14 protein-coding genes are annotated in these 14,523 nt (G+C 69.5%); 7 read left to right on the top strand and 7 right to left on the bottom strand.

Going from position 1 to position 14,523, the window contains the following annotated elements:
* Window positions 1–888: ATP-dependent helicase (locus tag JOZ00_RS15495; protein WP_293345017.1), on the bottom strand; the 888-nt coding region annotated here is incomplete at its 3' end.
* A complete protein-coding gene (locus tag JOZ00_RS15490; protein ID WP_293345009.1) occupies window positions 885–4,019 on the bottom strand; it encodes an ATP-dependent DNA helicase in 3,135 nt (1,044 codons plus the stop codon). The genes JOZ00_RS15490 and JOZ00_RS15495, both read right to left, overlap by 4 nt.
* A 105-nt stretch (window positions 4,020–4,124) precedes the next feature.
* Between JOZ00_RS15490 and JOZ00_RS15485 the strand changes: the two genes are divergently transcribed.
* The 3 genes from JOZ00_RS15485 to JOZ00_RS15475 all read left to right on the top strand — a co-directional run bounded on the left by JOZ00_RS15485 (window position 4,125) and on the right by JOZ00_RS15475 (window position 5,479).
* Window positions 4,125–4,319 carry a hypothetical protein gene (locus JOZ00_RS15485; RefSeq protein WP_293345007.1) on the top strand — a complete coding sequence of 65 codons (195 nt, stop codon included), beginning with the start codon at window positions 4,125–4,127 and terminating at the stop codon, window positions 4,317–4,319.
* Window positions 4,320–4,382: 63 nt separating this feature from the next.
* On the top strand, window positions 4,383–5,168 hold the full coding sequence (locus tag JOZ00_RS15480) for an alpha/beta hydrolase (protein WP_293345005.1): 786 nt from the start codon (window positions 4,383–4,385) through the stop codon (window positions 5,166–5,168).
* A gap of 2 nt (window positions 5,169–5,170) precedes the next feature.
* Entirely contained in the window at window positions 5,171–5,479 is a 309-nt protein-coding gene (locus JOZ00_RS15475; protein WP_293345003.1) for an MGMT family protein, read from the top strand.
* Here JOZ00_RS15475 and JOZ00_RS15470 read toward each other — a convergent pair.
* The 3 genes from JOZ00_RS15470 to JOZ00_RS15460 form a co-directional block, all read right to left on the bottom strand.
* Window positions 5,476–6,330: a TIGR02569 family protein gene (locus JOZ00_RS15470; RefSeq protein ID WP_293345001.1), complete on the bottom strand. Its 855-nt coding sequence runs from the start codon at window positions 6,328–6,330 to the stop codon at window positions 5,476–5,478. The two genes, JOZ00_RS15475 and JOZ00_RS15470, sit on opposite strands and share 4 nt — an antisense overlap.
* A 91-nt stretch (window positions 6,331–6,421) precedes the next feature.
* Window positions 6,422–7,600, bottom strand: a complete 1,179-nt coding sequence (gene moeZ, locus JOZ00_RS15465) for an adenylyltransferase/sulfurtransferase MoeZ (RefSeq protein ID WP_293344999.1) — start codon at window positions 7,598–7,600, stop codon at window positions 6,422–6,424.
* Window positions 7,601–7,637: 37 nt separating this feature from the next.
* The gene (locus JOZ00_RS15460) at window positions 7,638–8,663 is read right to left on the bottom strand and encodes a DUF3152 domain-containing protein (protein ID WP_293344997.1); all 1,026 of its coding nucleotides are present in this window, start codon (window positions 8,661–8,663) and stop codon (window positions 7,638–7,640) included.
* 222 nt (window positions 8,664–8,885) lie between these two features.
* Here JOZ00_RS15460 and JOZ00_RS15455 point away from each other — a divergent pair, with 222 nt between their 5' ends.
* Entirely contained in the window at window positions 8,886–9,572 is a 687-nt protein-coding gene (locus JOZ00_RS15455) for a TetR/AcrR family transcriptional regulator (RefSeq protein ID WP_293344995.1), read from the top strand.
* On the opposite strand, the gene JOZ00_RS15450 is transcribed toward JOZ00_RS15455, so the two are convergent.
* A complete protein-coding gene (locus tag JOZ00_RS15450; protein ID WP_293344993.1) occupies window positions 9,559–9,828 on the bottom strand; it encodes a DUF3107 domain-containing protein in 270 nt (89 codons plus the stop codon). The two genes, JOZ00_RS15455 and JOZ00_RS15450, sit on opposite strands and share 14 nt — an antisense overlap.
* Window positions 9,829–10,033: 205 nt before the next feature.
* On the opposite strand from JOZ00_RS15450, the gene JOZ00_RS15445 reads away from it, so the two are divergent.
* Window positions 10,034–10,810, top strand: coding sequence for an MmpS family transport accessory protein (locus JOZ00_RS15445; protein WP_293344991.1), 777 nt, complete (start codon window positions 10,034–10,036; stop codon window positions 10,808–10,810).
* Between the two features lie 3 nt (window positions 10,811–10,813).
* Here the strand turns inward: JOZ00_RS15445 and JOZ00_RS15440 are convergent, their stop codons facing one another.
* Window positions 10,814–11,497 carry a ferritin-like fold-containing protein gene (locus JOZ00_RS15440; RefSeq protein WP_293344989.1) on the bottom strand — a complete coding sequence of 228 codons (684 nt, stop codon included), beginning with the start codon at window positions 11,495–11,497 and terminating at the stop codon, window positions 10,814–10,816.
* Between the two features lie 266 nt (window positions 11,498–11,763).
* Here JOZ00_RS15440 and JOZ00_RS15435 point away from each other — a divergent pair, with 266 nt between their 5' ends.
* Together JOZ00_RS15435 and JOZ00_RS15430 are read left to right on the top strand one after the other, a co-directional pair.
* Entirely contained in the window at window positions 11,764–13,278 is a 1,515-nt protein-coding gene (locus JOZ00_RS15435) for a DEAD/DEAH box helicase (RefSeq protein WP_293344987.1), read from the top strand.
* Between the two features lie 16 nt (window positions 13,279–13,294).
* Window positions 13,295–14,518 (top strand): hypothetical protein, encoded by a 1,224-nt coding sequence (locus tag JOZ00_RS15430; protein ID WP_293344985.1) that lies wholly within the window; start codon window positions 13,295–13,297, stop codon window positions 14,516–14,518.
* Window positions 14,519–14,523: the final 5 nt, after the last annotated feature.

Here is a 14,523-nt window from a genome sequence, read left to right as displayed (position 1 = left end):
CGCCGACAGCGCGATGCGCTGGGCGTGGCCGGTGTCCTGGTATTCGTCGAGCAGGACCACCCGATAGCGGCTGCGCAGGTCCGCGCCGACTTGCGGGAAGGCCGCGGCCAGCCGCGCCGCCGACGCCATCTGCATACCGAAATCCATCACCTTCTCGGCGCGCATCCGCTCGTTGAGCGCGTCGAGCAGCGGAACCAGCTCGGCGCGTTCGGTCTGAGTGGTCAGCATGCGCAGCAGCCACTGGCTCGGTCCGCGGTCCCGCTGGTAGGGGCCCGCGGGAAGGGCGTGGACCAGCCGCTCCAGCTCCACGTGGGTGTCGCAGAGCTGCCGGGTGTCCACCAGGTGTTCGGTCAGCTGTCCCCACAGGCGCAGCACCATCGAGGTGACGGCGGCCGGGGTCTTATCGGTGTGCAGCTCGCCGCGGTACCCGCTCACGACGTCGAAAGCCAGCTGCCACAACTCGGTTTCGCCGAGTAGCCGGGTGTCGGGTTCGACGGGCAACAGCAGCCCGTGGTCACGCAGCAGCGATCCCGCGAAGGCGTGGTAGGTGCTGACCACCGGGGCACCCGCCGGCTCGGAGTCCGCCCGGCCACCGGTCAGGTCCAGGCCGATGCCGGCCAGCCGGCCCAGCCGGGCCCGGACTCGGCGCAGCAGCTGGCCGGCGGCCTTGCGGGTGAACGTCAACCCCAGCACCTGGCCCGGCTCGGCATAGCCGCTGGCGATGAGCCACACCACCCGCGCGGCCATCGTCTCGGTCTTGCCGGCGCCGGCGCCGGCGATGACGACCAGTGGCCCCGGCGGCGCCGCGATGACGGCCGACTGCTCGGCGGTTGGCGGGAAAAGCCCCAGCGCGCTTGCCAATTCGCCGGGGGTGTAGCGCGCGTTCACCGCGTCGACCCGTCGACCTGCGCCGGGCAGGAGGGACGTATCGGACAATGCGTGCAACCGTCGTTGCGCCGGGCAACGAACTGCGGCCCGGCCGTCGCGTCGGCCGCCAGCCGCACGACATCGCGCCATTCGTCTTGTCCTGCCGGGGTCAGTGGATCCTGTTCGCGCTCAACGGCACCCGCGGCCCCGGTCTTACCGGGGTAGACCAACCGTGCGCCACCGGGCTGGTCGCCATCGACGACCATGCCTTCGGCCACCGCCAGCTGATACATCGCGAGCTGGGCGTGCTGCTGGGCGTCGTCCTTGCTGACCGGCGTCTTGCCGGTCTTGATGTCGACGATCACGAGCCTGTCGGCGGCGTCGCGCTCCAGCCTGTCGACTCGCCCCCGCAGCCGAACCTCGCCGCCGTCAGCCCGCGGCGTGGTCAGGGTCCCGTCGATCTCGACCTCGACGCCCACCTCGGTCAGTGCGCCGCGGGTTTGGGTGCGCCACTCGGTGAATGCCTGCACCATCGCGCGGTACCGGTCCAACTCATTGGCGGAATGCCACTGGGCGTCGAAGGGCAGGTGCCGCCAGGCACGCTCGAGCTCGACCTGTAGTTCGTTTCCGCTTCTGTGCGATTCGGCGACCAGCGCGTGCAGCACCGAACCGATGGTCGACCGCAGATCACGCGGACTGGTCCCGCCGTGGCGTTCGGCCAGCCAGCGCAACGGGCAATCGCTGAGCGTCTGCAGCGTCGACGGCGTCAACGTGACGACATCGCCGCTGCCCCGCAACGGTTCGCTCGTGCTGGTCGGCGTCAGGCCGTGCCAGCCGGCCGGGTCGGCGCCCGGCACACCCGCTTTGGCCAGCCGCGCCAATTGCGTTGCCGCGCAATCTCGGGCCTCGTCGTCCACGGCGCCCTGGGGCGCGCAGACGACGCCGCGCAAGCGGCCCACCAGCGCCGCCGCGGACAACACCCGCGGGGCTGAAATCGGCTGCACGGCAGCCAGATCGTTGCCGCCGTCGGAACATTGCGCGATCTCGTAGAAGAACGCCGAGGGCAGCGCGGCCTCCTGGCCCGGCCCATCGCTGTCGCTGTCGACCGCCGTCACCAACAAGCGACGCCGGGCCCGGCCCAGCGCCGCCACTAACAGCCTGCGCTCCTCGGCCAGCAGGGGCGCACGCACCGACACGTCCTCGGTGATGCCGTCCATCGCGTCCAGCAACCGCTGCGTGCCCAGCACACCGCCGCGCGGAATCGTGTTGGGCCACAACCCGTCCTGCAACCCGGCGATGATCACGAAATCCCACTCGTGCCCCAGTGCGGCGTGCGCACTGAGCACCCTGACCTGCTCCACCGGCGACACCGGTTCGGCATTGCCGCCCGGCAGCTGCAGCGCGGCGATGTGGTCGACGAGTCCACGCAACGACGCGCCGGAGGTGCGGGACACGTATTGGTCGGTGATGTCGAACAAAGTGGTCACCGACTCGAGGTCCCGAGTGGCCTGGGCGCCGATCGGGCCACCGCGCTCGCTGGCCGTGAGCCAGCGGCGCTGCAGTCCGGACCGCTGCCAGGCGGCCCACAGCGTGTAGCGCGGATCTTGGCCCGCGCCATCGCAACTCGCGGCCGCGTCCAGCACCGCGCGCACCCGCTGTAGCGGGCGAAATTGCGGCCCCGCCGGCAGCTTTTCGCCGGACAGCGCGGCTACCAACAGATCCGCGAAGTCACCGGGCCTACGTTGCGGGTTGGCGCGCTGCAGCGTTCGGCGCAGCTGCCGCAACGCCACCGGGTCGACGCGACCGATGGGACCGGTCAGCAGCGACATCGCCTGCCGGCCGTCGAGTCCGTCGGCGGTGGCCGCCAGCACCGTGAGCATCGCCTGGGCCGCCGGCTCCTCGCACAACGGTCCGCTGGCCGCGGGCGCCGCCACCGGCACGCCCGCCGCGGCCAGCGCCCGCGGCAAACGCGCGCCCGCCCGGGGCACCGACCGGACGATGACCGCCATCCGTGACCACGGCACGCCGTCGATCAGGTGCGCACGCCGCAGCGCGTCGGCGATTATCGCCGCCTCGGCGTGCGCCGACCCGGCCAGGCGCACCGTGACCGACCCGTCGTCGGCCCCGGTGCCGTCGATCCGCTTGCCGCCGCTGCCGCCCGGCAGTCGGTGCGCGACGCCGCTGACAGCACGCGCGACCGCGGGAGCGCAGCGCTGCGACACCGTCAACATCACCGACCGTGAATCGTCGGCCAGCAATCCGGCGGATTCCCCGCCACGGAACCCGAACACCGCCTGGTTGGGGTCGCCGGCGATCACCGCCAGCTCGGCGCCGGTCGCAAGAGCCTTCACCAGGCGGGCAGCCTGCGGATCGAGTTGCTGGGCGTCGTCGACCAACAACACCCGCGCCCGATTACGTTCGGCCGCAAGCAATTCGGGGTCGATCGCGAAGGCTTCCAGAGCGGCGCCCACGAGCTCGGCGGCACCCAGCGCGGGCGTCGTCGCCTGCGGCGCCGCCGTGCCCACCGCCGCCCGCAGCAACATCACCTGCTCGTACTGCCGCGCGAATTGACCCGCAGCCGTCCATTCCGGGCGCCGGCAGCGGCGGCCCAGCCGTTCGAGTTCCTTCGGGTCCACGCCGCGTTCGGTGCAGCGGGCCAACAGGTTTCGCAGTTCGGTCGCGAAACCGGCGGTGCTCAGCGCGGGCAGCAGATGAGAAGGCCACGCCGTCGCGGCGCGCGGTCCGTCTTCGAGGTCACCGGCCAGCAGTTCCCGGATGATGGCGTCCTGTTCGGCGCTGGTGACCAGCCGCGGTGGCGCGTCGCCGGCCCGTTCGGCCGCCCGCCGCAGGACCGCGTATGCGTAGCTGTGCACGGTGCGCACCAACGGCTCGCGGACGGCGACGCGGCACGGACCGCTGGCGCGGGGCCGAAGCAACGCGGTGGTCAGGCTGCTGCGGGCGCGCACCCCGAGCCGACCGGAACCGGTAAGCAGCAGAACCGTTTCCGGCTCGACACCGGCGTCGATCTGGGCGACCGCGGCGTCGATCAGCAGGCTGCTCTTGCCGGTACCGGGACCGCCGAGGACACGCACCTGCCCGCGCAGCCCTTGCGCCAGCAGAGCCTGCGCCTCGTCGTCCCAGGTGTATGACATGGCTGCATGCAACCACCGGGGTGTGACAAGTTCATCCAGCCGGCGCGGGCGTCGGCTCTTAGGCTGGAGGTCAAGCAGTCCACCCGTTACGAGAGGTTGTCAATCGTGAAGGACGTCGAACGCGGCTTCCCCACCGACGAAACACCCGAAGGCGATGCCGCGGATCAACTGCGGCCAGTCGATTCCGGCGAGGCGGGCCTGGACATCGACTACCTGGCAGCGGATCGCGATGCCAACGAAGCCGACGTGATCGAGCAGGCGTACACCGTCCCCGAAGAGGACGACTGGGATGATCGCTGAGGCGGGGACCGCATCTGCCGACCGCCCTAGAGCCGCGTCAGTGTCGACTGGCACCATCGACGGGTGACCGCTCCCCTGCATGTGCACCGCTACGGTCCGCCCGGCCCGGTGCGGATTCTGGCGATCCACGGTTTGACCGGCCACGGGCAGCGCTGGCAGCACCTGTCCGGCTTCCTGCCCGAGATCGGCATGGCCGCACCGGATCTGCTCGGTCATGGCAGGTCGACGTGGGCGGCGCCGTGGACGATCGACGCCAACGTCTCGGCGCTGGCGGATCTGCTCGACAACGAGGCCGACGCGCCGGTGCTGATCATCGGTCACTCATTCGGGGGCGGGCTCGCAATGCATTTGGCCTCGGCCCGTCCGGATCGGGTGGGCGCGCTGCTGCTGCTCGACCCGGCGGTCGGGCTCGACGGCATGTGGACGCGCTACATAGCCGAAGCGATGCTGTCCTCCCCCGACTACCCCGACGTCGAGGAACCGCGCGCGGAAAAGGCCACGGGCTCGTGGGCTGATGTCGAACCCGCGTTGCTGAAGGCCGAGATCGACGAGCATCTGATCGAGTTGCCGAGCGGGCGATACGGCTGGCGCATCAGCATCCCCGCGATGATGTCGTACTGGAGCGAGCTGGCGCGCGACATCGTGCTGCCGCCCGCCGGGACGCCGACAACGTTGGTGCGGGCGCTGCGGACCTCGCCGCCCTACGTCAGCGAGGAGCTGATCACCGGGCTACAAGAACGATTGGGGCCCGAATTCCGGCTGCTCGATTTCGACTGCAACCACATGGTGCCCTACGCCCGGCCCACTGAGGTCGCCGCGCTGGCGCTCGAGTTGATCGAAGGCCGCTGATCGTGGCAGCCGTGACCGACGAGCAGGTAGAACGGGTGCGCGCGCTGGTCGCGGCGATACCGTCCGGCCGGGTCGTCACGTATGGCGACATCGCCGCCGTCGCAGGGCTTTCCAGCCCGCGCATCGTCGGTTACATCATGCGCACCGACTCCTCGGACCTGCCCTGGCATCGGGTGATCACCGCCTCCGGACGCCCGGCGCGGCACCTGACCACGCGGCAGTTGGAGCTGCTGCGCGCCGAGGGCATTCTTGCCGTCGACGGCAAGATCGCGCTTGACGAGGTCCGCTACGAGTTTCCGAAGCGCCGCTAGAGGACCAGCCTGACGAGCGCGGCGGTACGGGCGAGACCGGGGAACGCCTCGGCGGTCGACCGCGGGTGCAGGGCATGAACGGCCAGTCGAAACATCAACGCCCGCAACAACATCTGTGACCACTCCGGCAGTGCGTTCCAGCGCTCGATGAGGCCGTCGTCTGCGTCTCCCCAGGACAGCGCGTCGACGACGACCACGCCCGCCGCCCACGACGCGGGCCGCCAGTACGGGGTGATGTCGGTGATTCCCGGCGCCGCGGTGCCCACGAAAAGCACTGTGCCGTAAAGGTCTCCGTGCACCAGCTGGTTGGGGCTCTTCGTCGGCCTGCGCAGCGTGGCGAGTTGGTCGATCAGCTCCACCGAGCGCTGGGCGTCCGCCGTTTCGGGCGCGGTCCGCGCGCCCGGGGGCACCGAGGACAGCGGCCGTTCCTCCCACGCGGCGCGGTCGGCCGCGATGAAGACGTCGACGTCTCCCCACGGCGTGCCGGGCCCTTGCGTCAGGAACCGGGGCCGGTCCAGTTTGCCGGTCGCCTCATGCAGACGCACGGCCGCCGAGACGACTTCGTCGTGCCTGGGTTCGGGGGTTCCTGCGACGAAGGTGTCCGCCCGCCATCCGGAAACCACGTATCGCCCGTCGGTTGACCGCACCGGGCGGGCCAGCCGCACGCCGTCGACGAACAACGTCTCGCGCACCCGGGCCGACCATGCCGCGCGGGCGTTGTCGGCCACCAGCGACAGGACGACCTCGCCGCAGCGCCAACCGCCCTCCCAGCTGGCACCGAGATAGACGGGATTCACGGCGGTCAAACCGAACGCCGACAGCACATGCTCTGGCGGCGGTTCGACTGTCACACCAGCACTCTAAACGAGGCCACCAGCGCCAACCGCCAGCGCGGCACGGCCGGGCGCGGCGGGTTGCCGCCAGAGCAACACGCGCACCGGCTCAGTACATCGTCATGTCGGGTTGCATCTGTTGCGCCCAGGCCACGATGCCGCCCTGCAGATGCACCGCATCGGGGAATCCGGCCTTGCGCACCGCCGCCAGCGTCGCGGCCGAGCGCACTCCCGTCTTGCAATACAGCACCGGCGTGCGGTCCTGCGGCAGCTTTGCCAGCCCCTCACCGGAATTGATCAACGACTGCGGGATCAGTTGGGCCCCTTCGATGTGCACGATGTCCCACTCCGCGGGCTCGCGAACGTCGATCAGCGCCAGCTTCTTGCCGGAGTCCAGCATGTCGCGCAACTCCCGCGGCGTGATGCCGGCTTCGCTGCCCGTGCCGTCGGACACCACGCCACACAACTGCTCGTAGTCGACCAGCGCGGAGATCTTCGGCCGGAAGGCCTCCGACGGGTCCCTGCGGACCGTGATCGTGCGATAGCTCATGTCCAGCGCGTCGTACACCATCAACCGGCCCAGCAGCGATTCGCCGATCCCGGTGATGAGCTTGATCGCCTCGGTGCCCATGACCGACGCGATGGACGCGCAGATGATCCCGAGCACCCCGCCCTCGGCGCACGAGGGAACCGTTCCCGCCGGGGGCGGTTCGGGATACAGGTCGCGATAGTTGAGGCCCCGCCCGCCGGGGGCGTCCTCCCAGAAGACCGAGACCTGGCCCTCGAAGCGGTAAATCGACCCCCACACGTACGGCTTGCCGGCCAGCACCGCGGCGTCGTTGACCAGATACCGGGTGGCGAAGTTGTCGGCGCCGTCCACGATCAGGTCGTACTGCCTGAACAGGTCGACGGCGTTGCTCGCGTCCAGCCGGAACTCGTGCAACCGCACGTCGACCAGCGGATTGATCGCGGCGATCGACTCGCGCGCCGACTGGGTCTTGGGCCGCCCGACGTCGGCGACGCCGTGAATGATCTGCCGCTGCAGGTTCGACTCGTCGACGACGTCGAAGTCGACGATGCCGAGCGTGCCCACGCCGGCGGCGGCCAGATACAGCAGCGTCGGGGAACCGAGGCCGCCCGCGCCGATCACCAGCACCCGGGCGTTCTTGAGTCGCTTCTGACCGTCGACACCCAGGTCGGGAATGATCAGGTGGCGGCTGTAGCGGGCCACCTCGTCGCGAGTCAGCTGGGCCGCGGGCTCGACAAGCGGCGGCAACGAAGTCGACAACTACAACACCTCCTCAATCACGCGGCAGACGCAGTAATCAGGCGATCGGGAACGGCCACGGGTTGAACCGGCAGGTCTTCCCGTCGGCCTTGACGACGTCCGGGTCGAATTGGGCGGCGTCGTTGTTCGACGTGGAGAACGTCTGCTGCATCATCACCGGCGCCAGGGCACCCTGCTGCTCGCACGGCTCGTGGTGCAGGTACCCGATGGCGTGCCCGACCTCGTGGTTGATCACATACTGCCGATAGGAACCGATGTCGCCCTCGAACGGGACTGCGCCGCGCACCCAGCGCGCCTCGTTGATGAAGACCCGTGCCTCGCGGTTGGCACCGAAAACCGGGTTGTAGCAGGAGGTCTCCAGCCGGAATTCGTAGCCGCAGCCCTCGCGGACCGTCACCGGCGACGCCAGCGAGATCCGAAAGTCGGGTTTGCCGTTGTCGATTCGGATGAAGGCGAACTGCGGATTGTGCGTCCAGCCCTTGGGGTTGGACAGCGTCTGGTCGACCATGTTGGCGAAAGCATCAACGCCGCCGATCATGGTGGGGTCGATGCCGTTCTCCACCTCGACGGTGTACCGGAACACCTTGGCGGTGCCCTGACCGATCTGGGGCGTGGTGCCCGGCACCACCTGGAAGGTCTTGTCGCCGGCCTCGGTGAACGGGCCGCCATCCGGCAGCGTCCCGGCCGGCAGATTGGCATCGAACGCGGCCAGCCCGCGCGGCGGGGCGTCCATGATCGCCGTGCCGACCGCACCGATCGCCGGCGGCCCCTGCGCGGGCTGATTCGCGGTCGGCTTCGGCGCACCCGTGCCGGTCACCGTCTGGTAGAGCACCAGCGCCGTGAGCACCACCAGAATAGGCAGGGCGTACGCGCGCCAGCCGTAGGTGGAGATGAACCGTCCCAGCCGTGTCTGCTTGCGCCATTGGTTCGGGCGGTCGCGGTCGGCCCGGACCCGGCCGGCCTCCCGGGCGGTCGGGTCGCGCAGGGCCCGAAGTGGTTCTCGCCACTCGTCGCGCAGCACCGGCACACGGCCCGAGCCACGCGTAGGCCGCTGGGACGTCATTTCCCCAGGATGGCACAGCTGGCCATGGAGGCCACCTTGGCGCGCCCGAATGCCCCGCCCGACACCGCTTTCTGTGGGTTTGCATCAGGGGGCGCCGACGGTGGCGCGGACGGTGATGACGGTCACGAACACGTCACGGGTAGTAATGTCTGTGCAACGAGCCGCGCACGGCCGGCAGGGTGATTCCGACGGCCGGTCGCCGATTAATCAGATGAGGACTCGATGAGCGAACTCGCCAAGCCGCCGGCACGGCGCGCCGTCAGATCGGCTGATCGCGGTCGGCCGGCGGACGGCGGAGCAGCTCCGAGCCGTCGCGGCAACCGGTTACCCCGAGACGAGCGTCGTGGCCAATTGCTCGTCGTCGCCAGCGACGTCTTTGTCGACCGCGGCTACCACGCCGCCGGCATGGACGAAATCGCCGACCGGGCCGGTGTCAGCAAACCGGTTCTGTATCAACACTTTTCGAGCAAGCTGGAGCTGTACCTGGCGGTGCTCGCACGGCACGTCGAGAACCTCGTCTCGGGTGTCCAGCAGGCTTTGAACACCACCACCGACAACCGGCGCCGGTTGCACTCGGCGGTGCAGGCCTTCTTCGATTTCATCGAGCACGACAGCCAGGGATACCGGCTGATCTTCGAGAACGACTACGTCACCGAACCCGAGGTGGCCGCCCAGGTGCGCGTCGCCACCGAATCGTGCATCGACGCCGTTTTCGCCTTGATCAGTCAGGATTCCGGCTTGGACCCGCACCGGGCCCGGATGATCGCGGTCGGACTGGTCGGGATCAGCGTCGACTGCGCCCGGTACTGGCTCGATTCCGACCGCCCGATCTCCAAGTCGGACGCCGTCGAAGGCACCGTCCAGTTCGCCTGGGGCGGGCTGTCACACGTCCCGCTTACTCGCCTTTAGCGCCCTTGCTGGCGTGCTTGCCTGAGTCCGCGCCGATCCCGAAGCCGACCCGACGTCCGTCGGCGACACCGATTTCGATGTAGGCGATCTTCGAGGTGTGAATGAGGAAGCGACGCCCCCGCTCGTCGCTCAGCTTCAGCAGACCCGATCCGTCGTTCAGGGCGGCACCGACCAGTTCCTCGACTTCAGCAGGTGTCTGCGCACTGGCGAGGACCAGCTCGCGCGGACTGTCCGAGATACCGATCTTGACCTCCACGGTCACCCCTAACGTTGGTATTGAAGTCGCAGGCCTGTCAGCTGAAGGCTAGTAGACGCCGCGCCCCGGCACCCCCGACAGCCCCCTGGACGCAGTTCGCGGTGAGCGAAACGCCGGTCGCGAACCGATAACGATTAGCTTCCAGGTCAGCTCACACCCGCGCCCGAGACCCACTCTGTGTTGTCACATGGCTAACTTCGGCACCATGGGTACCACTTCATTGCCCCGCTTGTCGCCCCGCCACGGGCGCCACCTCGACGATCGGGTCCGTAACTACCCCGAGGACGAGATCGAGGAGATCTACGGCGACCACGAGAACGAGTACGACGAGAACGACGACTACGACAACGACTACAGCTGGACGGGCTGGCCGGCGGATCCCCGCAAACGCCCCGTCACGGCGATCCTCGGCGCCGTGGTTGCGCTCGGCGCCGTCGCCACCGCCGTCATCCTCAACAGCGGCGACAGCGCCTCAACCAAGGCCACCGTGGGCGCGCCGGTTCCGCACCCGGTGACCTCGGCGCCCGCGACGACGAAGGCGTCGGTCCCGCCCAGCGCGTCCCCGAGCCCCTCGCGCGTGGCGCAACTGCCGCCCGAGACGTTCACCACCGTGGCTCCGCCGAGCGCCGCGCCCGGTATGGGGCCCACCGGCACGCCGACCGCCGCACCGCCGGCCGTCGCGCCGGCTCAGCCGCCGACGGCCGGGCTCAACCCGCGCACGGTGGTCTACAACGTGACCGGGACGAAGCAGCTGCTGGACCTGGTGAACATCGTCTACACCGACGCGCGCGGCTACCCGCAGACAGAGTTCAACGTGTCGCTGCCGTGGACGAAGATGGTCGTCCTGAACCCCGGCGTGCAGACCGAGTCTGTGGTCGCGACCAGCTTCCTGGGGCAACTCAATTGCTCGGTCGTCAACGCCGCCGGTCAGATGGTCGTCGCGTCGATGAACAACTCGAACCTGGCGACCTGCACGCGCTGATCGTCAGCTCAAGCCGAGTTCGTGCATCCGGCGGTCGTGCGTCTGCTGCAGGCGGTCGAAGAACGCGCTGAGTTGGCCGAGCCCACCCGCGCCCGAAACCAACAGGTCGACGAGCTCGTCGTGGTCGGCCAGCAGGTACTGCGCCTGGGTGATCGCCTCGCCGAACAACCGGCGGGACCACAGCGCCAGCCGGCTGCGCTGCTTGCCGCTCGACGTCACCGCGGCCCGCACCTCGGCGATGACGAACTGCGAGTGCCCGGTCTCCGACAGCGCCGCCCGAACGACGTCGGCGCATTCGTCGGGCAACCCGTCGGCGATCTCGAGGTACAGGTCGGCGGCCAGAGCGTCGCCCACATAGGTCTTCACCAACGCTTCGAGCCAGGTGCTGGGCATCGTCAGCCGGTGGTAGTTCTCCAGCGCCGAGACGTACTTCGACATCGCCGCGACCACGTCGACGCCACGCCCCTCCAGGGCGTCGCGCAGCAGCTCATAGTGCTGCATCTCGGCGGCGGCCATGCTCGCCATCGAGATCCGTCCGCGCAGGTCGGGCGCCATCCGAGCCTCATCCGTGAGCCGGTAGAACGCGGCGATCTCGCCGTAGGCGAGGACCGCGAACAGCTCGTTGACGCCGGGGTGATCGGCCGACAGTCGGGAGGCTTCAGAGGGCTGGGCAGAGGGCCGAGTCATGGCAACACTCTAGTCGGCGGACTTAGCGGAAAATGGGTGCCAGCTGTCGACCAGCTATCATGTACGTAGATAGCGGCTGTATTCGATCAAGATCTGTTTTCCCCAAGCTGCTATCGGCGAAATGTGCGTGCACAGCAGGCCCCACCAACTTTGAGCAGGGGCCCGCGACTCGGCGACGTATTCGGAGTCGGAACTCGTGCGCGCGTGACCGCGACAGAGAACACCGACATCGACCGATACGTCACCGAAAGGCTTACTACCTACGCATGTCCACACTGACAAGCACAACTGAACTGACCTTTGCTCAACTCGGCGTCCGCGACGAAATCGTGCGCGCCCTCGCCGAAAAAGGGATCGAAAGCCCTTTTGCCATCCAAGAGCTGACCCTGCCGATGGCGCTGGCCGGCGACGACTTGATCGGCCAGGCCCGCACCGGGATGGGCAAGACCTTCGCCTTCGGCGTGCCGCTGCTGCAGCGCATCACCGCCGGCACCGCCGCCCGGCCGCTCAACGGCACACCACGGGCGCTGATCGTGGTGCCCACGCGCGAGCTGTGCCTGCAGGTCACCGATGACCTGACGTTGGCGGCCAAGCACCTGACCGCCGAAGGCGACCGGCCGCTGTCGGTGGTCCCCATCTACGGGGGACGCCCCTATGAGCCCCAGATCGAGGCGCTGCGCGCCGGCGCCGACGTCGTGGTGGGCACCCCGGGCCGGCTGCTCGACCTGAGTCAGCAGAATCACCTGCAACTGGGCGGGCTGACGGTGCTGGTGCTCGACGAGGCCGACGAAATGCTCGACCTGGGCTTCCTGCCCGACATCGAGCGGATCCTGCGCCAAATCCCCACCGACCGGCAATCCATGCTGTTCTCGGCGACCATGCCGGACCCGATCATCACGCTGGCCCGCACTTTCATGAACCAGCCCACCCACATCCGGGCGGAAGCGCCGCACTCGGCGGCCACCCACGACACAACCGTCCAGTACGCCTACCGGGCCCACGCCTTGGACAAAGTCGAGCTGGTCAGCCGCGTGCTGCAGGCGCAGGGGCGCGGCGCCACGATGATCTTCACCCGCACCAAGCGCACCGCGCAGAAGGTGGCCGACGAGCTGGCCGAGCGCGGTTTCGCGGTGGGCGCCGTGCACGGTGACCTCGGGCAGGCGGCCCGCGAGAAGGCCCTCAAGGCCTTCCGGACCGGCGACATCAACGTGCTGGTCGCCACGGACGTGGCCGCCCGCGGCATCGACATCGACGACATCACCCACGTCATCAACTACCAGATTCCGGAGGACGAGCAGGCCTACGTGCACCGCATCGGCCGCACCGGCCGCGCGGGCAAGACCGGTATCGCGGTCACCCTGGTGGACTGGGACGAAATGGCCCGCTGGTCGCTGATCGACAAGGCCCTGGGGCTGGACTGCCCCGAGCCCGCCGAGACCTACTCGAACTCGCCACACCTCCATGCCGAGCTGGGCATCCCCGCCGAGACCGGGGGCACGGTGGGCGCGGCCCGCAAGCCGCAAGGCCAGCGCCGCAGCAGCGGACGCGACGGCCAGAAGCCGGATCAGAAGTCGGACAGGCCCGCGCGCCGCTCCGGCACCCGTCGGCGCACCCGGGGCGGCCAGGCCGTCGCCGCGCACCCGTCGGGCAACGGCGCCGCGAGCACCAACGGTGAGGCCGTCGCGGAAACCCCGGACAGCCCCGCGACGAACCGGCGCCGCCGTCGGCGTCGCAAGCCCTCGGACGCCACGGCAGCCGGCGCGGCCACAAACGGCAACTAAAGCGCCGCACTGACGCATGGTCAGACCCGAACGCCGCACCAAGGGCGACGTGGTGGCCGCCGCGTCGATCGCGGCCGTCGTCGCGCTGACCGCGGCCCTGATCTGGTGGACCAGCGACGCCCGGGCCACCATCAGCCGCCCGGCCGCCGTCCCAGCCGCCAATCCCACGCCGGCCAAGCAGGTGCCGGCAACCCTGAAGCAGCTGTGGACCGCGAACAGCCCGGCCACCACCTCCTCCCCGCTGGCCATCGGCGGGACAGTCATCACCGGCGACGGCCGCCAGGTCGACGGGCGCGATCAGGGCAACGGCCAGTCGCGGTGGAGTTACTCCCGCGACACCGGTCTGTGCGGGGTTTCCTGGCTGTACCGCTACGCCGTCGCGGTTTACCGCGACGACCGTGGCTGCGGGCAGGTGAGCACCCTGGACGGGTCGACCGGCCGTCGCGGTCCCGCGCGCAGTGGCTACGCCGACCCGCACGTGCAGCTGTCCTCAGACGGCACGACGGTGTTGTCGTACGGCGACACCCACCTGGAGCTGTGGCGTTCGGACATGGTCCGGATACTGGCCTACGGCGAGACCGACGCTCGAGTGAAACCCTCTGCGCGCGGGCTGCATTCGGGATGCCGGCTCATCTCGGCGGCGGCCAGCTCGTCGGCGGTCTCGGTGTTGGAAAGCTGTGTGAGCCAGGCGGACCTACGGCTGGTGCTGCTGCACCCGGGTAAGGAAGACGACGAACCCCAGCAGCACATCGTGTCCGAACCCGGGATCAAGCCGGATTCGGGCGCCCGCGTGCTGACCGTCTGGGAGAACAACACGGCGGTGTACCTGCCCGCGCCGCAGCCGCGGGTCGACGTGATCGACGAGACCGGCGCGACCGTGTCCAGCACCCTGGTGCCCAAGCCGCCGTCGCCCGCAGCGACGATCTCGCACGCCGGCAACCTGATCACCTGGTGGACCGGCGATTCCCTGATGGTTTTCGAGGCGAACAGCCTGACCCTGCGCTACACGATCGCGGCGGGAGACACGGCGGCGCCGTTGGGACCGGGAGTGATGATGGCGGGCAAGCTGCTGGTGCCGGTCACCGGCGCGATCGGCATCTACGACCCGGTCAGCGGCGCCAGCGAGCGCTACCTTCCGGTGGACCGGCCGCCCGGCCCGCTTGGAAAGCCGGTGGCGTTGGCCGTTTCGGGGTCCCGGGTGTTCGAGCAGCGCGGCGACACCGTCGCCGCCCTCGGTTGAGTCCG

It is taken from the genome of Mycobacterium sp. (genome assembly GCF_019243155.1).
Lineage (GTDB): Bacteria > Actinomycetota > Actinomycetes > Mycobacteriales > Mycobacteriaceae > Mycobacterium.
Note: the sequence above shows the minus strand (reverse complement) of the source record. Positions and strands in the feature narration are given on the sequence as shown.

Bases quoted from the DNA above. Each gene is read 5' to 3' on its own strand.
- JOZ00_RS15490 (WP_293345009.1), bottom strand. From the start codon at position 4,019: ATGTCATACACCTGGGACGACGAGGCGCAGGCTCTGCTGGCGCAAGGG.
- JOZ00_RS15460 (WP_293344997.1), bottom strand. From the start codon at position 8,663: ATGACGTCCCAGCGGCCTACGCGTGGCTCGGGCCGTGTGCCGGTGCTG.
- JOZ00_RS15455 (WP_293344995.1), top strand. From the start codon at position 8,886: ATGAGCGAACTCGCCAAGCCGCCGGCACGGCGCGCCGTCAGATCGGCT.
- JOZ00_RS15445 (WP_293344991.1), top strand. From the start codon at position 10,034: ATGGGTACCACTTCATTGCCCCGCTTGTCGCCCCGCCACGGGCGCCAC.
- JOZ00_RS15440 (WP_293344989.1), bottom strand. From the start codon at position 11,497: ATGACTCGGCCCTCTGCCCAGCCCTCTGAAGCCTCCCGACTGTCGGCC.
- JOZ00_RS15435 (WP_293344987.1), top strand. From the start codon at position 11,764: ATGTCCACACTGACAAGCACAACTGAACTGACCTTTGCTCAACTCGGC.
- JOZ00_RS15430 (WP_293344985.1), top strand. From the start codon at position 13,295: ATGGTCAGACCCGAACGCCGCACCAAGGGCGACGTGGTGGCCGCCGCG.